Source organism: Haematobacter massiliensis (genome assembly GCF_000740795.1).
GTDB lineage: Bacteria > Pseudomonadota > Alphaproteobacteria > Rhodobacterales > Rhodobacteraceae > Haematobacter > Haematobacter massiliensis.
This window is the reverse complement of sequence record NZ_JGYG01000001.1, coordinates 547,204-565,538: the sequence shown is the minus strand read 5'-3', so window position 1 is coordinate 565,538 and position 18,335 is coordinate 547,204. Positions and strand designations below refer to the sequence as shown.

20 protein-coding genes and 1 tRNA gene are annotated in these 18,335 nt (G+C 64.5%); 11 read left to right on the top strand and 10 right to left on the bottom strand.

Going from position 1 to position 18,335, the window contains the following annotated elements; all coding sequences use genetic code 11:
- Window positions 1–146: 146 nt before the first annotated feature.
- Window positions 147–656, top strand: coding sequence for a CarD family transcriptional regulator (locus CN97_RS02755; protein WP_035706589.1), 510 nt, complete (start codon window positions 147–149; stop codon window positions 654–656).
- Between the two features lie 54 nt (window positions 657–710).
- Here CN97_RS02755 and cobS read toward each other — a convergent pair whose 3' ends face one another.
- Window positions 711–1,439: an adenosylcobinamide-GDP ribazoletransferase gene (cobS, locus tag CN97_RS02750; protein ID WP_242685172.1), complete on the bottom strand. Its 729-nt coding sequence runs from the start codon at window positions 1,437–1,439 to the stop codon at window positions 711–713.
- Window positions 1,440–1,508: 69 nt separating this feature from the next.
- Here cobS and cobT point away from each other — a divergent pair, with 69 nt between their 5' ends.
- Entirely contained in the window at window positions 1,509–2,516 is a 1,008-nt protein-coding gene (cobT, locus tag CN97_RS02745; RefSeq protein ID WP_035706582.1) for a nicotinate-nucleotide--dimethylbenzimidazole phosphoribosyltransferase, read from the top strand.
- Between the two features lie 3 nt (window positions 2,517–2,519).
- On the opposite strand, the gene CN97_RS02740 is transcribed toward cobT, so the two are convergent.
- From CN97_RS02740 to CN97_RS02710, 7 genes are all read right to left on the bottom strand, one after another.
- Window positions 2,520–3,569 (bottom strand): threonine aldolase family protein, encoded by a 1,050-nt coding sequence (locus CN97_RS02740; protein WP_035706579.1) that lies wholly within the window; start codon window positions 3,567–3,569, stop codon window positions 2,520–2,522.
- Window positions 3,569–4,036, bottom strand: coding sequence for a YcgN family cysteine cluster protein (locus CN97_RS02735; protein WP_035707058.1), 468 nt, complete (start codon window positions 4,034–4,036; stop codon window positions 3,569–3,571). The genes CN97_RS02740 and CN97_RS02735 overlap by 1 nt, the downstream gene beginning before the upstream one ends.
- A gap of 44 nt (window positions 4,037–4,080) precedes the next feature.
- Window positions 4,081–4,611: a GNAT family N-acetyltransferase gene (locus tag CN97_RS02730; RefSeq protein ID WP_035706576.1), complete on the bottom strand. Its 531-nt coding sequence runs from the start codon at window positions 4,609–4,611 to the stop codon at window positions 4,081–4,083.
- Window positions 4,608–5,540 (bottom strand): bifunctional riboflavin kinase/FAD synthetase, encoded by a 933-nt coding sequence (locus tag CN97_RS02725; protein ID WP_035706574.1) that lies wholly within the window; start codon window positions 5,538–5,540, stop codon window positions 4,608–4,610. The genes CN97_RS02730 and CN97_RS02725 overlap by 4 nt, the downstream gene beginning before the upstream one ends.
- A 40-nt stretch (window positions 5,541–5,580) precedes the next feature.
- Window positions 5,581–6,465 carry a TIGR01459 family HAD-type hydrolase gene (locus CN97_RS02720; RefSeq protein ID WP_035706572.1) on the bottom strand — a complete coding sequence of 295 codons (885 nt, stop codon included), beginning with the start codon at window positions 6,463–6,465 and terminating at the stop codon, window positions 5,581–5,583.
- A 13-nt stretch (window positions 6,466–6,478) separates the two neighbouring features.
- Entirely contained in the window at window positions 6,479–7,396 is a 918-nt protein-coding gene (locus CN97_RS02715; protein WP_035706566.1) for a manganese-dependent inorganic pyrophosphatase, read from the bottom strand.
- A 78-nt stretch (window positions 7,397–7,474) separates the two neighbouring features.
- Window positions 7,475–7,738 carry a hypothetical protein gene (locus tag CN97_RS02710; protein ID WP_051910910.1) on the bottom strand — a complete coding sequence of 88 codons (264 nt, stop codon included), beginning with the start codon at window positions 7,736–7,738 and terminating at the stop codon, window positions 7,475–7,477.
- A gap of 267 nt (window positions 7,739–8,005) precedes the next feature.
- On the opposite strand from CN97_RS02710, the gene groES reads away from it, so the two are divergent.
- Together groES and groL are read left to right on the top strand one after the other, a co-directional pair.
- On the top strand, window positions 8,006–8,293 hold the full coding sequence (gene groES, locus CN97_RS02705; protein WP_035706563.1) for a co-chaperone GroES: 288 nt from the start codon (window positions 8,006–8,008) through the stop codon (window positions 8,291–8,293).
- A 40-nt stretch (window positions 8,294–8,333) separates the two neighbouring features.
- Window positions 8,334–9,974 (top strand): chaperonin GroEL, encoded by a 1,641-nt coding sequence (groL, locus tag CN97_RS02700; RefSeq protein ID WP_035706560.1) that lies wholly within the window; start codon window positions 8,334–8,336, stop codon window positions 9,972–9,974.
- A 162-nt stretch (window positions 9,975–10,136) separates the two neighbouring features.
- Here the strand turns inward: groL and CN97_RS02695 are convergent.
- Window positions 10,137–10,226: transfer RNA gene (locus tag CN97_RS02695), tRNA-Ser, on the bottom strand.
- A gap of 152 nt (window positions 10,227–10,378) precedes the next feature.
- Here CN97_RS02695 and CN97_RS02690 point away from each other — a divergent pair.
- The 7 genes from CN97_RS02690 to CN97_RS02660 all read left to right on the top strand — a co-directional run bounded on the left by CN97_RS02690 (window position 10,379) and on the right by CN97_RS02660 (window position 16,537).
- Window positions 10,379–11,245: a hypothetical protein gene (locus tag CN97_RS02690; RefSeq protein ID WP_051910909.1), complete on the top strand. Its 867-nt coding sequence runs from the start codon at window positions 10,379–10,381 to the stop codon at window positions 11,243–11,245.
- Between the two features lie 171 nt (window positions 11,246–11,416).
- Complete coding sequence (rplU, locus tag CN97_RS02685) at window positions 11,417–11,797, top strand: 50S ribosomal protein L21 (protein ID WP_035706553.1); 381 nt, start codon at window positions 11,417–11,419, stop codon at window positions 11,795–11,797.
- An 11-nt stretch (window positions 11,798–11,808) separates the two neighbouring features.
- A complete protein-coding gene (gene rpmA / locus CN97_RS02680; protein WP_035706550.1) occupies window positions 11,809–12,078 on the top strand; it encodes a 50S ribosomal protein L27 in 270 nt (89 codons plus the stop codon).
- A 213-nt stretch (window positions 12,079–12,291) separates the two neighbouring features.
- Window positions 12,292–12,858 (top strand): GNAT family N-acetyltransferase, encoded by a 567-nt coding sequence (locus tag CN97_RS02675; RefSeq protein ID WP_084683950.1) that lies wholly within the window; start codon window positions 12,292–12,294, stop codon window positions 12,856–12,858.
- Window positions 12,859–12,949: 91 nt separating this feature from the next.
- Window positions 12,950–13,993, top strand: coding sequence for a GTPase ObgE (obgE, locus tag CN97_RS02670; protein WP_035706548.1), 1,044 nt, complete (start codon window positions 12,950–12,952; stop codon window positions 13,991–13,993).
- The gene (gene proB / locus CN97_RS02665; RefSeq protein WP_035706545.1) at window positions 13,981–15,126 is read left to right on the top strand and encodes a glutamate 5-kinase; all 1,146 of its coding nucleotides are present in this window, start codon (window positions 13,981–13,983) and stop codon (window positions 15,124–15,126) included. Before obgE ends, proB begins: the two co-directional genes overlap by 13 nt.
- A gap of 142 nt (window positions 15,127–15,268) precedes the next feature.
- The gene (locus tag CN97_RS02660; RefSeq protein WP_035706544.1) at window positions 15,269–16,537 is read left to right on the top strand and encodes a glutamate-5-semialdehyde dehydrogenase; all 1,269 of its coding nucleotides are present in this window, start codon (window positions 15,269–15,271) and stop codon (window positions 16,535–16,537) included.
- 435 nt (window positions 16,538–16,972) lie between these two features.
- Here the strand turns inward: CN97_RS02660 and serS are convergent, their stop codons facing one another.
- Window positions 16,973–18,265: a serine--tRNA ligase gene (serS, locus tag CN97_RS02655; RefSeq protein WP_035707053.1), complete on the bottom strand. Its 1,293-nt coding sequence runs from the start codon at window positions 18,263–18,265 to the stop codon at window positions 16,973–16,975.
- Window positions 18,266–18,335: the final 70 nt, after the last annotated feature.

The window sequence follows — 18,335 nt, the reverse complement described above, 5'->3', positions numbered from 1 at the left end:
AATGCTTGGAATGCCGAAGGCAGGCGGTCTCTCACCCAAACGATCCGCCTGAAGCAATCAGCTTGTCCGATCATTCTCCTGAAGCGGAAGCGCTTCCGGCGGATGGTTTTGTGGCCTTTCCGATTCCCATGAGAGGAAGCGACTGAATGACGAAGACCAAGAAGTCCGAGTTTCATCCCGACGATTTCGTGGTGTATCCGGCCCATGGCGTCGGCAGGATCATCTCGATCGAGGAACAGGAGATCGCTGGGCTCAAGCTGGAGCTTTTCGTGATCTCGTTCGAGAAGGACAAGATGACTCTCCGGGTGCCGATCAACAAGGCGGCTGAAATCGGTATGCGCTCGCTTTCGACGCCCGATATCGTCTCCAAGGCGCTCGAGACGCTGAAGGGCAAGGCGAAGGTGAAGCGCGCCATGTGGTCGCGTCGTGCTCAGGAATATGAGCAGAAAATCAATTCCGGTGATCTGCTTTCCATTGCCGAGGTTGTCCGGGATCTGCATCGGTCCGACGATCAACGCGAACAATCCTATTCCGAACGTCAGCTTTATGAAGCAGCGCTCGAACGGCTGACGCGCGAAGTAGCTGCGGTTGCCGGAGTGGATGAAGCGAATGCGCAGAAGAAGGTCGATGACGTTCTGCTGTCCCGCGCCGCCTGAACTCTTTCGATGATTGCGAAGCCGCGCCCGTTATGGCGCGGCTTTTTCTTGCCGTCAGAGCAAGGCGACAAGTGTTGCCAGAGCGGCGATCTCAGCGAGCTGCTGGCTCGCTCCCAGCACATCGCCCGTCTGCCCGCCTATCTTGCTCCACGCGCTTATCGCAACGATCACCGCCGCCAGAAAGGCTGCCAGCGTCGCCGCGAGGCCGGGGATCCCGCATAATCCGAATGAAATCACCGTTCCCAAGGTGAATGACGCGATTGCAGCCGCCCTGTGAGGACGGCCGATGGAGGCCGCCAGTCCGCCGTTGCGCGCAAATGGCAGCGTAGCCATCAAGCCCGGCATGATGGCTCGCGACAGCGAACCTGCCACGATCAGCGCGAATAGTGCCTCCCCCTTGGACAGCAACTCTGTGATCAGCGTTGCGCGCGCCATGAGCGATAGAATGAGTGCCAGAACGCCATAGCTGCCGATACGGCTGTCTTTCATGATCTCCAGGCGGCGCTCCATCGTCCGGCCGCCCCAGAAGCCGTCCGCCGTATCCGCCAGCCCATCCTCATGCAGCCCACCTGTCAGCAGTATCGCCACCGTCAGCGCACAGACTGCGGCGAAACCAGCAGGCAGACCGATATCTGCCAGCAGAATGCTCATAGCCGCCGCCAGAGCATTCACGACCGCCCCGACGACCGGCCATGCCCAGCAGGATCCCACAGGCGAAGCCCCGGCGACCGGGAGCCGCGTCAGCAGCCCGAAGGCGTTCCTCAAGTCGCGAAAGGGCCTCACGTCGCGCTCCGGTTGCATCTGCCGCGGCCTTGGATAGAGAAGGGGCGTTCCGCAAGCAACGGATGAAACATGCCTGTCTTCACCTCCTCAGCCGATTTTCGCGCCGTCCTCACCGATCTGCCGCCGCCGTATGGCGCCGCGCTCTCTGCTGCCGAAGCGCGAAACGGCCGGCTGACGAAGCCGCAGGGGGCTTTGGGCCGTCTCGAGATGCTGGCGATCTGGTACGCCGGTTGGCAGGGGACACCCGCCATCACGCGGCCGCAGATCGTCGTCTATGCGGGCAACCACGGGGTTGCGGCGAACGGCATCTCTGCCTTTCCGCCGGAAGTGACCGCGCAGATGGTTGCGAATTTCGCCGCAGGGGGCGCAGCAATCAACCAGCTCGCGCGCGAGGGTGGAGCGACGCTTGATGTCATATCGCTCGATCTCGACCGACCGACCGCCGATTTCACGCAAGGGCCCGCAATGACGGAGGAAGACCTTGTGAGCGCGCTCTCGGCGGGATGGGAGTCGGTGGACCCGCAGGCGGATGTGTTCATTGCCGGGGAAATGGGGATCGGCAACACCACCGTCGCCGCGGCTATCGCTGCGGCGCTTCTGGGTGGCGGGGCCGAGGCATGGATTGGCAGGGGCACCGGTCTTGACGATGCCGGCCTCGCCCGCAAGCGGGCGGCGGTGGAGGCGGGGCTGCGCCGCCACGCCGCTACGCTCGGTGATCCTCTGGAGGTGCTGCGCTGCCTTGGCGGACGGGAAGTGGCGGCCATGACCGGAGCCATTGCCCGGGCGCGGGTCGAACGCATTCCCGTTATCCTCGACGGCTTCATCTGCTGTGCTGCGGCGCTTGTGCTGCAACGGCTCAACGAGGGCGGCCTCGACCATGCCGTGGCTGGCCATCTTTCGGAGGAGACAGCGCATCGCCGCCTTCTGACCGCGCTCGGCAAAGAGCCTATCCTGTCACTCGGTCTCCGGTTGGGAGAAGGCTCCGGCGCCGCTCTCGCGCTGCCGGTTCTGAAGGCCGCGGTCGCCTGCCTGTCCGGCATGGCGACCTTCGGTGAGGCGGGTGTGACAGAGGGCTGAACCCTAGCGGATGATGGAGAGAAAGCGATCCACTTCCTCTTCCGTCGTCGCCCAGGAGCAGACAAGGCGTGCGGCGACGGGATCCTCTCCCGGACCGTCGAGCGACTGGTGGCCCGGCCACAGGTAGTAATACGCCCCGGCCTCCTGCGCGCGCCGGTGACCCTCCCGCGGCCAGGCGGCAAACACCGCGTTTGCCTCGGTCGGATGTACGAGTGAAGCGCCCGGCAAGGCCGCGATACCTTGTGACAGCCGGGTGGCCATCGCATTCGCGTGACGGGCGCTGCGCAGCCATAGGTCATCGTCCAGATAGGCGAGCATCTGGGCCGAAAGGTAGCGATGCTTGGAGAACAGATGGCCACCCCGCTTGCGGCGCAGCTCGAATTCCCACGCCTTCGCAGGATCGAAGATCACGACGGCCTCGACGCCCAGGAGACCGTTCTTGGTACCGCCGAAGCTCAGGATGTCCACCCCCGCCTTCCACGTCATCTCGGCGGGGGAAGCGTTGGTGGCGGCAAGGGCGTTGGCAAATCGCGCCCCGTCCATGTGAACCGGGATGCCCGCCGCCCGCGCGATGGCGCAAAGCCGCTCCACTTCCGCCACGGTGTAGACCGTGCCGTTCTCCGTCGCGTTGGTGAGGGAAAGCGCGCCCTTCTGCACGTTGTGGACGCCCGCGCCTGCTGCCGATCGCAGGGACTGCTCCAGCCCGGCCGGGTCGATCTTCGCGTGATCGCCGTCAAGCAGGGTAAGCTTTGCACCCCCCATGTAGAACTCCGGTGCCGCGCATTCATCCTCTTCGATATGGGCATGGCGGTGACAATAGACCGTCTGCCAGGGCTGAACGAGACAGGCGAGCGAGAGCGAATTGGCGGCCGTCCCGGTCGCGACAAGATAGACGGCAGCATCCGGCGCCTCGAACACCGCGCGCATCCGGGCCTCCACCTCCCGCATCAGCGGCTCCCCCCCGTAGGAGGCCATGGCACCATGGTTCGCCCGCTCGATCGCGTCGAGCACCTGGCGCGGGACGGGGGCGATATTGTCGGAGGCGAATTGCATCAGATGTCCTCTTCGATCACGTGGTCTTCCCATTCATCCTCGGCGACCTCGAATTCCGAGACGGTGCGGCCCTGGACGGAGACACCGGCCCGATGCACCTCCTCCCTGTCGCCGCAGAGGAGATGGTGCCACGGGTAAAGCGGCCGTCCCTCATTCAGCAGCCGGTAGGCGCAGGTGCGGGGCATCCAGTAGGAGATGTTGTCGATATTCGCGGGGGTCAGCACCACGCATTCGGGCACGAACTGGCGGCGGTTCTCGTAATGTGAGCAGCGGCAGGAGCCGTCATCGAACAGGCGGCAGGCGATGTCGGTAAAGAACACCTCGCCCGTGTCGGCATCCTCGATCTTGTTGAGGCAGCATTTGCCGCAGCCGTCGCAAAGCGCCTCCCATTCCGGGGGCGTCAGCTCTCGGAGGGGGTAGCGCTCCCAGAACCGGGCGCGGAGGGGAGGTGTGGGCTGGCGTTTCATCGGTTGCGGACCATGCACCTGTTGCGCGGCGGTTTAAAGCCCGATCACGCTCTCCGCGCCGCATAGACGACATGCGGACGCAACGGATGTCCCTCCGGCAGCGCGGGGTGATCGAAATCCAGATCGGCGCGACGGGCCATGCCGATCCGTTCCATCACCCGGCGGGAGGCGTGGTTGTCAGTCGCGGTGAAAGCCACGATCTCATCAAGGTTCATCGCTCCAAAGCCGTGATCGAGCCACGCCCGCGCGGCCTCGGAGGCGAGACCCATGCCCCAGAAAATACGTGGCAGACTCCAGCCCACCTCCACTGCGCCGGTCAGGGGGCCTTGCAGCACGGGGTTCAGTCCGACCATTCCCGCAAAGGTACCGTCCGACCGCCGCTCCACCGCCGCGAAGGAGAAGCCCTTCTCCGCCGCGCGGGCAATGAGCTTGTCCAACAACGCGTCGCTTTCCTGCCGGGTGCGCGGAGCGGGGAAGTAGCGCATGACCTCCGCATCGGCGTTCATGGCGGCGAATGGCGCGCGGTCCCGCGGCTCCCAAGGGCGAAGGATGAGTCTGTCAGTCGTCAGGATCATGCGGGCAGGGTATCCAGGATGTCTCGCGCGCGGGCGCAATCGGCATCCATCCGGGCGATGAGCGCATCGAGGCTATCGAACTTCAACTCCGGTCGTAGCCACTCGATCAGGGCGACCGACAGATGCTCACCATAGAGATCTCCGGAAAAGTCGAAGATGAAGGTCTCGATATTCGGAGTGTTCTCGCCGAACATCGGCCGCGTACCGATGGAAGCCGCACCGCCGTAGTCCCCCGCATGAGGGCCGCTGAGCACCCGGACCTTCACAGCATATACGCCAAAACGCGGGGGGTGAATGGCGGCGATGGACATGTTCGCGGTCGGAAAGCCCAGCTCCCGCCCACGGGCGTCTCCGTGCAGAACTTCCCCCTCGATCCGATGCCAGTGGCCCAGCATCCGGCGGGCGTCACCGGGACGGCCTTCGGTCAAGGCACGTCGGATCGCGGTGGAGGAGATCTCCTCCACCTCATCCGAAACGAGCGGTGCCACCGTGACGCCGAAGCCGATCTCCCGGCCCAGCTCCTCCAGCCGCCGCGCATCGCCGCCCCTGTCATGGCCGAAGTGGAAGTCCGCGCCCACGACCGCATGACGAATGCCCAGCCCCTGATGGAGAACCTGCCGCGCGAAATCCTCGGCAGAGAGGGCGGCCAGCGCCGCGTCGAAGGGAAGTTCGTAGAGAATATCCACCCCGAGCCGCGAGAGCCGGTTCTCTTTCGCTTCCGCATTCATCAGCCGAAAGGGGGGGGCGTCAGGCTGAAAATACTCGCGGGGGTGCGGCTCGAAAGTGATGACGCCGAGGGGGCTACCTGCTGCCCGCGCAATGTCGATCACGGACTGATGGCCCAAGTGAACGCCGTCGAAATTGCCGATGGCGACCGAAGCCCCCCGGTCGCTGTCAGTGACGGTCCTGTAATCCCGGATGATCCGCATGGCCTTCCCGTATCCCCGTGCCACCCCCGCCGCAAGCGCCTTAACGGAGGCGCCCGATGGTGTACTGCGGGTCCAGTCCCTTTTCCCGGAGATAGGCGGTGAGCGCCTCCGGCTCCGGTTGCTCTTCCGTCCGGGTTTCCCACGCGGCCAGCCCGCCGGAGACGAATATCGCGTCGATGCCGTTCTCCAGCGCGCCAATGACATCCGTCGCCGGACCGTCGCCGATACCGGCAATGCGCCCTGCGTCGATGCCGATCTGCTGGAGCCGGCGGCGGGCCAGGTCATAGATCGGCGCATGGGGCTTGCCGAAGTAAAGGCTCGTGCCGCCCATCGTCTCATAAAGCTCGGCAAGGGCGCCGGCGCAGTAGATACGCTGATCCCCCTGATCGACGACGATATCGGGGTTGGCGCAGAGCAGCTTCACGCCACGGTCCACCAATGGCTTGAACCGCTCCACGTAATCGGCGGGTGTTTCGGTCATCTCGAAGAAGGGGCCGGTGCAGACGATGCCCTCCGCGGCCTCCGCGGGAACGAGTTCGATGGGGGGCAGGCTTGCGGCTTCGGCTGCCGTGTCCTTGGCCATTTCCGTGAAGAAGCTCGAATGCTCCTTCGCCCCGATGTGCCAGACCTTCCGCCCAACCGCGCCTTCCACCATCGCGGTCTGCGCCGCGTCGCCGGAGGTGGTGATATCGTCATAGCATTCCGGCGGCACGCCGAGCCGTTCGAGCTGCCGCCGAACGGAGGGGCGGGGGCGGGGGGAGTTCGTCAGGATCATCACCCGACGCCCCTCCGCCCGCCATGTCTTCAATGCCTCGACAGCGGCGGGAAAGGCGCGCACCCCGTCATGGACGCAGCCCCAGAGATCGCAGAACAGAACGTCATATTCGTCCGAAACCTCGGCGATGTGCTCAATGATACGGGTCATGCGTGCCGCCCGATCACAGGCTCAGAACCGGGATGATCTGCTTCTTGCGGCTCATCACCCCAGGCAGAACGACGGTATCGCCCGCGACGGCCGCGCCAAAGCTCTTTTCTGCCACGACCCTCACCAGATCGTTGGGGACAAGCAGCGTCGCCTCCTCGCGGAGGATATCCACGATGAAGAGCAGCACCTGATCCGCGCCATCCTCTGTCGCGACCTGCGGCATGGAGGCCATCAGGCTTGCCTTGCGGTCAAGAACGACTTGGGGAGCGGTGGTTTCCAGCACGCTCACGCGGAACTGCTTGCCGCCGACTTCGTATTCCTTCGAATCCATACGCAGGAGCTCCGCGTCGGAGAAGGCGGAGACGTCCGACTTTGCCGCGAACATCTGTGCTGCGTAGGTGGGAATGGAGACGCCCAGATCGCCCGCCAGCTTCTCCGCCACGTGCCGGTCATGCGGCGTCGTGGTGGGGGAGCGGAACTCCAGCGTATCCGACAGGATGCAGGAGAGCGCCATCGCCTTGATCGCATCCGGCATCTTCGCGGCATCGTCGCCCATCAGGTCGATCATGACCGTGGCGGTGCAGGCGAGCGGACGGATCGTCACATCGATCGGCGTCTTGGTCTTGATCCCGCCGGTCAGCAGGTGGTGGTCGATGATGGCGATCACGTCGGCACCGGGCAGCGACTCGGGAAGCTCGAGCGGGTTGTTGGTGTCGACGATGACAACCTGCGCACCCGGCTCCAGCTCGGAGATGATTTCCGGCTTGGCGACCCCCCAGTGGGAGAGGATGAAGGCCGCCTCCGTATTGGGTTCGCCAAGAAGCTTCGGCACAGCGGGGGTGCCTTTCACCTCCGTCAGGTACCAGGCCCAGACGATGGGGGAGCCGGTGGAATCTGTGTCGGGCGACTTGTGGCCGAGGACCTGGATCATGGTGCAACCGTCCTGAAAGAAATACCGGCTGCGTTATAGGGGCTGGACTCGGCCTTGTCACGGCCCCGCGGCGGAGGATCAGATGCCGGCGTGCAACGGCGTCTGCTGGTGCTGAACGAGCCGCCAACCTTCGGGGTCGCGCCGATAGACCGAGGTACAGATCGCCCTGTAGCTCGACCCGCCGCGCTCTGCGCTTGCCACATAGCCCAGCACCACCATGGAATCGCTCTCTGTCAATCGCCGTCCGGTCATGGCGACGGAGCGCCAGCGCGGCGCGCTGTCAACCGCTTCCAGAATGGCATCATTCTGCAGCAGGCCCGATTCTGGAAAGGCATGAGGCATCCGGGTGCCATGTGATTCATGTAGGTGAGGCGTCCCCCGATCCAGAGACTTTCTTCCTGCTCCCAAATGCCGTCGGCAGGCATCCGCACCTCCATTTACTATATACTCGACCATAAACTGTCGGCGAACAGATGACGTTCCACGGTTCGTTTTTTGCGCTGCAAAACCGTTGACAGGCGGGGAGTGCTTGCCTACCTAGGCTGTCGTTGGCACTCACCTGAATGGAGTGCTAACGTCGCATAACCTGAACCCCAAGGGAGTTCTCAGATGGCATTCAAACCCCTGCACGACCGCGTTCTGGTCCGTCGCGTCGAAGGCGATGAAAAGACCAAAGGCGGCCTGATCATCCCCGATACCGCGAAAGAAAAACCGGCCGAGGGCGAGATCGTGGCGGTTGGCGAAGGCGCCCGCAAGGATTCGGGCGAACTGATCGCTCCTTCCGTCAAGGCTGGTGACCGCGTGCTTTTCGGCAAATGGTCGGGCACCGAAGTCACGATCGACGGCAAAGAGCTGCTCATCATGAAGGAAAGCGACATCCTCGGCATCATCGCCTGAGGATCGTTCCTTCCCCGCAACACCAACCAAGGAGCTAAATATGGCTGCCAAGGACGTACGTTTCGAATCCGACGCCCGCAACCGCATGCTGCGTGGCGTCAACATCCTCGCCGACGCTGTGAAGGTGACGCTTGGCCCGAAAGGCCGTAACGTTGTTATCGAGAAATCCTTCGGTGCTCCGCGCATCACGAAGGACGGCGTCTCCGTCGCCAAGGAAATCGAACTGGAAGACAAGTTCGAGAACATGGGCGCGCAGATGGTGAAGGAAGTCGCTTCCCGCACCAATGACGAGGCCGGCGACGGCACCACCACCGCCACCGTGCTCGCGCAAGCGATCATCAAGGAAGGTCTCAAGTCGGTTGCCGCCGGCATGAACCCGATGGACCTGAAGCGCGGCATCGACCTCGCCACCGCGAAAGTCGTGGAAGCGATCAAGGCCGCCGCCCGCCCGGTGAACGACTCCGCTGAAGTCGCTCAGGTCGGCACGATCTCCGCCAATGGCGAAGCCGAAATCGGCAAGCAGATCGCCGATGCGATGCAGAAGGTCGGCAACGAGGGTGTCATCACCGTCGAAGAGAACAAGGGCCTCGAGACCGAAACCGAAGTCGTCGAAGGCATGCAGTTCGACCGCGGCTACCTGTCGCCCTACTTCGTGACCAACCCGGACAAGATGATCGCCGAACTCGACGACGCGCTCATCCTGCTGCACGAGAAGAAACTCTCCTCGCTGCAGCCGATGGTGCCGCTGCTCGAAGCTGTGATCCAGTCGCAAAAACCGCTCCTCATCATCGCCGAGGACGTGGAAGGCGAAGCGCTGGCGACCCTCGTGGTCAACAAGCTGCGTGGCGGCCTGAAGATCGCTGCCGTCAAGGCGCCGGGCTTCGGTGACCGTCGGAAAGCCATGCTGCAGGACATCGCGATCCTGACGGGTGGCCAGGTGATCTCCGACGATCTGGGCATGAAGCTGGAGAATGTCGGCATCGACATGCTCGGCCGCGCCAAGAAAGTGCAGATCAACAAGGACAACACCACGATCGTGGACGGTGCCGGCGACAAGGCCGAGATCGAAGCGCGCGTGGCCCAGATCCGCACCCAGATCGAGGAAACCACCTCCGACTACGACCGTGAAAAGCTGCAAGAGCGCGTGGCCAAACTGGCTGGCGGCGTTGCGGTGATCCGCGTTGGCGGCATGACCGAAGTCGAAGTGAAAGAGCGCAAGGACCGCGTTGATGACGCCCTGAACGCGACCCGTGCGGCCGTGCAGGAAGGTATCGTCGTCGGTGGCGGCGTGGCTCTGGTTCAGGCCGCGAAGGTGCTCGAAGGCCTGGAAGGTGAGAACTCCGACCAGAACGCCGGCATCGTGATCGTCCGCAAGGCGCTCGAGGCTCCTCTGCGTCAGATCGCCCAGAACGCGGGCGTGGACGGCTCCGTCGTCGCCGGCAAGGTGCGCGAGTCCAACGACAAGACCTTCGGGTTCAACGCGCAGACCGAAGAATATGGCGACATGTTCAAGTTCGGCGTGATCGACCCGGCGAAAGTTGTGCGCACCGCTCTGGAAGACGCGGCCTCGGTCGCCTCGCTGCTCATCACCACCGAAGCCATGATCGCCGAGAAGCCGAAAGAGGCTGCGGCCCCGGCCGGCGGCATGGGCGGAATGGGCGGCATGGACGGGATGATGTAATCCCGGCCCTGCGCTGTTCTTAAGGAAAAGGGGGCCCTCGCGGCCCCCTTTTTCGCATGTGAAGCCGGGTCTCGTCACAATCACCGGCGAACGACGAGGAAGAACAAGATCTTCGCACCGCCATCGGCGAATGTCGCCACTCTGCTGAGCTGTAAGTTTAGATGGCGGAGAGGGTGGGATTCGAACCCACGGAACGCTTGCACGCTCAACGGTTTTCGAGACCGCCCCGATCGACCACTCCGGCACCTCTCCGCATTTGAGGGTCGTCGCGGCGCTATTAGAGGGTTGATGCAGCGGCTGCAAGTGGTTTTCCGCGTGCGGCAAGCGCTTGGCCTTGGAAATCGGCGGAGGGGCGCATAGGCTTTCGCGATGTCGATCTCGGCATATCCACCAGGGAGCGCCGGATGTCTCGCTTTACCGTCTTTGTCTTGTCTCTCGTGCTGGTGATCCCGGCGGCGACCGTGACTCGTGTTCAGGCAGAAGGCGTGCTGACCGAGACATCCACGGCAGAGGTGACGCTTCTTCTGAACGCGCTCCACATGGAGGAGACGCTTGACACCTTGCGGCGGGAGGGGCTGGCTTACGGCGCCTCGATCGAGGGGGATCTTTTCCCGGGACGGGGTGGCAAGCGCTGGGAGGAGCTTGTCTCGGCCATCTATGCGCCTGACCGGCTCAAGAACGATTTTCTCGCCGCGTTCTCGCCTGCATTCCTGCGCCTGAGCGCGGCCGACCGTCAGGCTGCGCAGCGGTTCTTCACCGACCCTCTGGGGCAGAGGGTGGTCCTGCTCGAGAACGAGGCGCGCGTTGCGCAACTCGATGAGGCAGTGGAGGATGCGAGCCGCGACCGGGCAGAGGAAATGATCGCGCAGCAGGATCCGCGTGTCGGGCTGATCGACCGGTTTGTGGAAGCGAATGATCTTGTGGAAGCTAATGTCGTGGGCGCGCTGAACGCGAATATAGCGTTCTATTCCGGGCTGAACGACGGGCGCGCCTTTGACGCCCCGTTGAGCGAGGAGGACATTCTGAAAGACGTCACCTCTCAGGCAGACGATGTGCGGCAGGAGACGGAGGACTGGCTCTATTCCTATCTGCTGATGGCCTACCAGCCCTTGACGGATGCGGAGCTGGAGCTTTACACGGCTTTCACCCTTACCCCGGCGGGACAAGGGCTCAACCGCGCACTGTTCACGGCTTACGACGGGCTGTTCGAACGGGTTTCCTACGATCTCGGCCGGAGTGCCGCGCGCTTCCTGTCCGGGCAGGATCTCTAGGCTTTACTTGTCGCCCCATGCTCGCTATAGGACTGCCTCCGGCGGGGAATCTCCCTGTTCCGGGTTTAATTTATGTCGTCCTGAAAGGGGCGCGCTGTCCGAGGTGCGGTGATTGCCGCGTGAACGCCGGGTAGGCCGGGACCGAAAGACGCGGTTGAGAAAGGGAAGACCATGTTTGCGGTCCTGAAGACCGGTGGCAAGCAGTACAAGGTGCAGGCGGGTGACGTTCTGCGCGTGGAAAAGCTTGCGGCAGAAGCCGGTGAGAAAGTCCAGTTCAACGATATCCTGGCCGTGGGCGGCGACAGCCTGACCCTCGGCGCGCCCTTCGTCGCCGGTGCTGCCGTGCAGGCGGAAGTGATCGACCAGATCAAGGGCGACAAGGTGATCCACTTCGTCAAGCGCCGCCGGAAGCACTCCTCGCAGCGTACCCGTGGGCATCGTCAGCAACTGACGCTCGTGCGCGTGACGGACATTCTGGCCTCCGGCGCTGACGCGAGCGGCGTCAAGGCCGCGATCGGCTCGGGCACCAAGCAGCCCGTCGCCGCGGAATAAGGAGAGAGCAGATGGCACACAAGAAGGCAGGCGGTTCGTCCCGCAACGGTCGCGACTCTGCGGGCCGTCGTCTCGGCGTGAAGCTCTATGGTGGCCAGGCGGTCATTCCGGGCAACATCATCGTGCGTCAACGCGGCACCACCTGGTGGCCGGGCGACAATGTCGGCATGGGGCGTGACCATACGATCTTTGCGCTGACCGAGGGTCGCGTGGAGTTCAAGAAGGGCCTCAAGGGCCGCACGTTCATTTCGGTACGTCCCGCGGTGGAAGCCGCCGAGTAAGCCGAACCTTTACATTTCGGATGTAAGCGGGGGGTCGGCGTAAAAGCCGGCCCCCTTCCGCTTCCGGCGGTACCGCAAGGGCGGGGGGAGCCTGGTGCGCAGGATGCGACAATTTTCCGCTGGGCTTATGGCAAGAATGTGTCTTGCCGCAAGGCCTTCGGGATGCAGATCTTTTTGACCGGGCGATGCTCGGGAGGGAATTGGAGGGTTGGTATGAGTGTCAATGCGATTCTGGATGGAAGCGCGGTTACGCCGGTGGAGCCTCAGCCCGTGATCCGGGCGGAGCGACTCGTGCTGCGTCCGCTGCGAAAATCCGACGCGGGGCTTCTTTCGCTTTACTCGGGCGACCGGCGTGTGGCCGAAGGTACCCGCGCCATCCCTCATCCCCTGCCGCCCGGCATGACGGAGGCCTATATCGCGCGCGCTGAGTCACCGAAGCGGGTGGAGGATGTCTGGGCGCTTGATGGTTCGGAGCAGGGGTTGGCCGAGCTTCTGGGTGTGATCAGCCTCACTCATATCGACAACAACCAGTCGGAAGTGGGCTATTGGGTGGCGCCTGCGTTCTGGAATGCCGGTTTCGCGTCGGAGGCCATGGCGGCCCTGCTCGCGGCGAACCCGCACAAGTCGCGCACTCTGTTTGCCGAGGCCTTCCAGGACAATCCCATTTCGGCCCGCGTGCTCACCAATGCCGGGTTCCGTTATCTCGGCGATGCCGAGGCCTATTCCATCGCACGGGGGAGCAATGTGCCCACCTGGACCTATCTCCGCCCGATGACCTGATCCGCGCGTCAGCGCAGCCTCCGAAGGGCCGGCTTGAGACTTGCCGGCCCTTCGCCTATTCAAGACCATTCCGCAGACAAGGCGCGCCAGCATGAAATTCCTCGATCTCGCCAAGGTATATATCCGCTCGGGCGGCGGTGGCTCCGGTTGCGTCAGCTTCCGGCGGGAGAAGTTCGTGGAATTCGGCGGGCCGGATGGCGGGGATGGCGGCCGGGGCGGCGATGTCTGGGTGGAGGCGGTTGACGGGCTGAACACGCTCATCGACTTCCGCTACCAGCAGCATTTCTTCGCGACATCCGGTCAGCCCGGCATGGGGCGCCAGCGGACGGGCAAGGATGGTGACGACATCGTTCTCCGCGTCCCCGTCGGCACGGAGGTGCTGGAAGAGGACGAAGAGACCGTCATCGCCGATCTGGTGGAGATCGGCCAGAAGGTGCTGCTGGGTCGCGGCGGCAACGGCGGCTTCGGCAACCTGCATTTCAAGAGCTCCACCAACCAGGCGCCGCGCCGCGCCAATCCCGGTCAGCCGGGGATTGAGCGGACGATCTGGCTCCGGCTGAAGCTGATCGCCGATGCGGGGCTGGTCGGATTGCCGAATGCGGGCAAATCCACCTTCCTCTCGGCTGTGTCGAATGCCCGGCCCAAGATCGCGGACTATCCCTTCACCACGCTGCATCCGAACCTTGGCGTCGTCGGGGTTGACGGCAAGGAGTTCGTGATGGCCGACATTCCCGGCCTGATCGAAGGGGCGAGCGAGGGCAGGGGGCTGGGTGACCAGTTCCTTGGCCATGTGGAACGGTGCGCGGTGCTGCTCCATCTGGTCGATGGCACGTCCTCCACCATCACCAAAGACTACCGCACCATCATCGCGGAGCTTGAGGCCTATTCGGAAATCCTTGCCGATAAGCCGCGTATCCTCGCACTGAACAAGGCCGATGCGCTGGATGCCAAGACGCGCTCCTCCCGCCGCCGTGCGCTGGAGAAGGCGTCAGGCGGGCCGGTGCATGTCATCTCCGGCGTTTCCGGCGAGGGGGTGCAGGACGTCCTCCGCATCCTCTGGGCCGAGATCGCCGCCGCACGGGGCGAAACGCCGGACGGCGAGGAGATCGCGGAGCCCGGCGCATGGCAGCCCTGACCTCCGGCGCCGCGGATACCGCCGAACGCCCCGATATCCGTGCGGCGCGGCGGCTGGTCATCAAGATCGGTTCGGCCCTTCTGGTGGATGCTGCATCGGGCCGCCTGCGGTCCGATTGGCTGGAAGGTCTCGCCGCCGATGTGGCGGAAGCCAAGGGGCGGGGGACGCAGATGATCCTCGTCTCCTCCGGCTCCATCGCGCTCGGGCGGCGGGTGCTGGATCTCCCGCCGGGCGTTCTGTCGCTGGAACAGAGCCAGGCCTCCGCCGCCGTCGGGCAGATCCGGCTGGCGCGCGCCTATGAGGAGGCGCTCTCGCCGCATGGGATCACCACAGCGCAGGTTCTGGTGACGCTTGAGGACACGGAGGATCGCCGGCGCTATCTCAATTCGCGCGCGACGATGGAGACGCTCCTCTCGCTGGGCGTCGTGCCGATCGTCAATGAGAATGACACGGTCGCGACGGATGAAATCCGCTATGGCGACAACGATCGCCTCGCCGCCCAGATTGCGGTGACGGTGGGCGCAGACATGCTTGTCCTGCTGTCCGACGTCGACGGCTTCTATACGGCCAATCCCAAGGAAGACCCGACCGCCCGACGGTTCGATGTGGTCCCGCGCATCACGCCGGAAATCGAGGCGATGGCGGGCGATCCGATCTCCGGCCTGTCGAAAGGCGGGATGAAGACGAAGATCATGGCTGCGAAAACCGCCGTTGCGGGCGGCTGCGCCATGGCCATCATGGAAGGTTCGGTGAACCGGCCGCTGACGGCATTGCTGGACGGCGCGAATGCGACGTGGTTCGTCGGGGAACGCGACCCGCAGGCCGCACGGAAGCGCTGGATCGGGGCGATGAAGCCACGGGGCAGTGTCGTGGTCGATGGAGGCGCGGCGCGGGCGCTGACAGCGGGCAAATCCCTCCTCCCTGCCGGGGTCACCCTCGTCTCCGGCCGCTTCGGGAGGGGAGAGCCTGTGGCGATCCACGGACCGGCGGGTGAACGGCTGGGCCTTGGCCTCACCCGGTATACGGCCGATGAGGCGCGGGCGATCTGCGGGCGGCACAGCGATGAGATCGAGGGCATCCTCGGCTATGCGGGCCGCGCGGCGCTGATCCATCGGGATGACATGGTGCTGTGATCCTGCTGCGGTTCCCATCGGACGCGTTGGTGTCCGGTGGATCGTGGGGTTGCTGACGGCAGCGCCGGCGTTGCAGCGTGATCCGGGTAGCAAAGCGCGCAGAACTCGCCTATCTCGGAAGCCTCAGCAAAGGGCCAGAGCCATGGATATTGCGACCACTTCCGCGAAGAAACTCATGACGGACCTCGGACGGGCTGCCCGTTCGGCGGCTGCGGAGCTTGCCTTTGCGCCAGCGGAAAGCAAGCGGGCTGCCCTGCTTTCCGCGGCGGAGGCCGTCTGGCGGGAGCGCGACGCCATACTCCGCGCCAATGCGGAAGATCTGCGGGCTGCTCAGTCGCGCGATCTCAGCTCTGCGATGATCGACCGCCTGACCTTGGACGAAGCGCGCATCAGCGGCATCGCCGATGCCCTTCGCAATGTTGCCGAACAAAAGGATCCCGTGGGAGAGGTGATCTCTGAATGGGATCGCCCCTCGGGGCTGCATATCCGCCGGGTGCGCACGCCGCTGGGTGTGGTGGGAGTGATCTACGAAAGCCGCCCCAACGTCACCGCGGATGCGGGCGCGCTGTGTCTGAAGGCGGGCAATGCGGTGATCCTCCGGGGCGGGTCGGAGAGCCTGAACTCCTCCCGCGCGATCCATGCCTGCATGGTGGAAGGACTGCGGGACGCCGGTCTGCCGGAAGCTGCGATTCAGCTTGTGCCGACCCGTGACCGTGAGGTGGTGACGGAAATGCTCCATGCGATCGAATGGATCGACGTGATCGTTCCTCGCGGCGGCAAGGGGCTCGTGGGCCTCGTTCAGCGGGAAGCGCGGGTGCCGGTCTTTGCGCATCTCGAAGGCATCTGTCACGTCTATGTGGACGCGGACGCGGATGTGGAGATGGCCCGCCGGATCGTGCTCAACGCCAAGACCCGCCGGACGGGCATCTGCGGCGCGGCGGAATGTCTGCTGATCGACCGGGAGTTCCATGCGCGCCACGGTGCACCGATGATCGAGGATCTGCTGAGGGCGGGGGTGGATGTTCGGGCCGAAGGTCCGCTCTCCGATATTCCGGGAACGGTGAGGGCCACCGCCGAGGACTTCGGAAAGGAGTTTCTCGACATGGTGATCGCGACAAAGCTGGTGGACGGAGTGGACGGCGCGATCTCGCATATCCGTCGTTACGGCTCGCAGCACACCGATGCGATCGTCACCGCGAATGACGCGACATGGCAGCGGTTCGCGACGCGGCTCGACAGTGCGATCCTGATGCGCAACGCCTCCACCCAGTTCGCGGATGGCGGTGAGTTCGGCATGGGCGGCGAGATCGGGATTGCCACGGGCAAGATGCATGCGCGGGGGCCGGTGGGCGCGGAGCAGCTGACGAGCTTCAAATACCTCGTCGAGGGGAACGGCACGCTCCGCCCTTGATCCGGCGGACGCCGCTGACGCGGCGGCGTCTCCCGAGCCACGCGCCGCCTTCGGCTTTGCGCGGCGCGTCGTGGCAGGGCTGCGCTTGGCGCACAGTCCGGACGTGGCGCGGGATAATGCTAGTCCCGGTATGAGCCGGGCAGGGCCAGGTTCAACAGCGGCTCGACTTCAACGACGACCCGACGATTTCGGTCACAGGGCCGTTGTCTCGGTCTTTCAGCTCGGTAGTAGCCGTCAGGCTCCAGAGACCCGGACGACGGTTGCCATGCGCGTTTGGCGTCGGTGATGATCCTCCCGTCGACACGTTTGCCGCCCCTGTTGTCCCAGATGATGGCTCGGGAGCGGGTGCTTCTGTTCAGCCGGTCGTGGGGTCCAATGGTATGGGCGCTCACCCGCAGGCGGGAGGCGGCTCTCCTGCCTGCGGCCGGAGTGCGCTCAGACGAGCGCACCCTCCGCTGTGATCCGGGTCCGTCCGCCGAGATAGGGATGGAGCACCGCGGGAAGCTCAACGGAGCCGTCCTCCTGCTGGCCATTTTCCAGAACCGCAATCAATGTCCGGCCCACGGCCAGACCGGAACCGTTCAGGGTATGGACGAATTCCGGCTTGCCCCCGCCTTCGGGGCGGTAGCGGGCATTCATGCGGCGCGCCTGAAAATCGCCGCAGACGGAGACTGAGGATATCTCCCGATAGGTATCCTGCCCCGGCAACCAGACCTCAAGATCGTGCGTCTTCGTCGCGCCGAACCCCATGTCTCCGGTGGAGAGCACCACCGTGCGATACGGCAGGCCGAGCTTCTCGAGGATACCTTCCGCGCAGCCTGTCATCCGGTCATGCTCGGCAAGGCTGGCCTCCGGCGTGGTGATGGAGACCATCTCCACCTTCTCGAACTGGTGCTGGCGAAGCATCCCAGCGGTATCCCGCCCGGCGCTGCCGGCCTCCGAGCGGAAGCACTGGGTATGGGCGACGAAGCGACGGGGCAGGTCCGCCTCCGCGCTGATCGTGTCGTTGACGATGTTGGTCAGCGTCACTTCCGCCGTGGGGACGAGCCACCAGCCCTCACGGGTCTGATAGCTGTCCTCGCCGAATTTGGGGAGCTGGCCGGTGCCGAACATCATCTCCTCACGCACGAGGACCGGCGTCCAGGTTTCGGTCAGCCCGTTCTCCGTCACATGCGTATCCAGCATGAACTGTGCCAGCGCCCGCTGCACCCGGGCCACCGCGCCGGACAGCACGACAAAGCGCGCGCCCGACAGTTTGGCGGCGGTCTCGAAATCCATACCGCCCTGCACGGCCGGAAGCTGGTAGTGCTCCTTCGGGGCGAAGTTGAACTGTCGCGGCTCTCCCCAGCGGCGGATTTCCACATTGTCGCTTTCGTCCTTGCCCTCCGGCACCTCGGGCAGCGGCAGGTTCGGGATGGTGAGAAGCAGATCGCGGAGTCGCAGGTCATCTGCGGCGGCGGCGGCCTGCATGTCGGCGACCTCGGTCTTCTTGGCGGCGACGAGCGTGCGCAGACGCTCGAACTCCGCGTCATCCCCGCGCGCCTTGGCGGCACCGACCTGTTTGGAGGCAGCGTTCTGGGCGGCCTGTGCCTCCTCCGCCACACGGATACGGGTGCGGCGCTCCTCGTCTATGGCGAGGATGTCGGACGACATCGGAGACAGCCCGCGCCGGGCAAGTGCGGCGTCGAAAGCGGCGGGGTTGTCGCGGATGGTGCGGATGTCGTGCATGATGTCACCGGAGTTGGATCGTCCGGGCCCCATATGCCCGACAGAGCCGAAGGGGGAAAGGCTTTTCCTC

Excerpts from the sequence above, each read along its gene's own strand:
- CN97_RS02755 (WP_035706589.1), top strand. The coding sequence starts at position 147 with ATGACGAAGACCAAGAAGTCCGAGTTTCATCCCGACGATTTCGTGGTG.
- cobT (WP_035706582.1), top strand. The coding sequence starts at position 1,509 with ATGCCTGTCTTCACCTCCTCAGCCGATTTTCGCGCCGTCCTCACCGAT.
- CN97_RS02740 (WP_035706579.1), bottom strand. The coding sequence starts at position 3,569 with ATGCAATTCGCCTCCGACAATATCGCCCCCGTCCCGCGCCAGGTGCTC.
- CN97_RS02735 (WP_035707058.1), bottom strand. The coding sequence starts at position 4,036 with ATGAAACGCCAGCCCACACCTCCCCTCCGCGCCCGGTTCTGGGAGCGC.
- CN97_RS02730 (WP_035706576.1), bottom strand. The coding sequence starts at position 4,611 with ATGATCCTGACGACTGACAGACTCATCCTTCGCCCTTGGGAGCCGCGG.
- CN97_RS02725 (WP_035706574.1), bottom strand. The coding sequence starts at position 5,540 with ATGCGGATCATCCGGGATTACAGGACCGTCACTGACAGCGACCGGGGG.
- CN97_RS02720 (WP_035706572.1), bottom strand. The coding sequence starts at position 6,465 with ATGACCCGTATCATTGAGCACATCGCCGAGGTTTCGGACGAATATGAC.
- CN97_RS02715 (WP_035706566.1), bottom strand. The coding sequence starts at position 7,396 with ATGATCCAGGTCCTCGGCCACAAGTCGCCCGACACAGATTCCACCGGC.
- CN97_RS02710 (WP_051910910.1), bottom strand. The coding sequence starts at position 7,738 with ATGCCTCATGCCTTTCCAGAATCGGGCCTGCTGCAGAATGATGCCATT.
- groES (WP_035706563.1), top strand. The coding sequence starts at position 8,006 with ATGGCATTCAAACCCCTGCACGACCGCGTTCTGGTCCGTCGCGTCGAA.
- groL (WP_035706560.1), top strand. The coding sequence starts at position 8,334 with ATGGCTGCCAAGGACGTACGTTTCGAATCCGACGCCCGCAACCGCATG.
- CN97_RS02690 (WP_051910909.1), top strand. The coding sequence starts at position 10,379 with ATGTCTCGCTTTACCGTCTTTGTCTTGTCTCTCGTGCTGGTGATCCCG.
- rplU (WP_035706553.1), top strand. The coding sequence starts at position 11,417 with ATGTTTGCGGTCCTGAAGACCGGTGGCAAGCAGTACAAGGTGCAGGCG.
- rpmA (WP_035706550.1), top strand. The coding sequence starts at position 11,809 with ATGGCACACAAGAAGGCAGGCGGTTCGTCCCGCAACGGTCGCGACTCT.
- CN97_RS02675 (WP_084683950.1), top strand. The coding sequence starts at position 12,292 with ATGAGTGTCAATGCGATTCTGGATGGAAGCGCGGTTACGCCGGTGGAG.
- obgE (WP_035706548.1), top strand. The coding sequence starts at position 12,950 with ATGAAATTCCTCGATCTCGCCAAGGTATATATCCGCTCGGGCGGCGGT.
- proB (WP_035706545.1), top strand. The coding sequence starts at position 13,981 with ATGGCAGCCCTGACCTCCGGCGCCGCGGATACCGCCGAACGCCCCGAT.
- CN97_RS02660 (WP_035706544.1), top strand. The coding sequence starts at position 15,269 with ATGGATATTGCGACCACTTCCGCGAAGAAACTCATGACGGACCTCGGA.
- serS (WP_035707053.1), bottom strand. The coding sequence starts at position 18,265 with ATGCACGACATCCGCACCATCCGCGACAACCCCGCCGCTTTCGACGCC.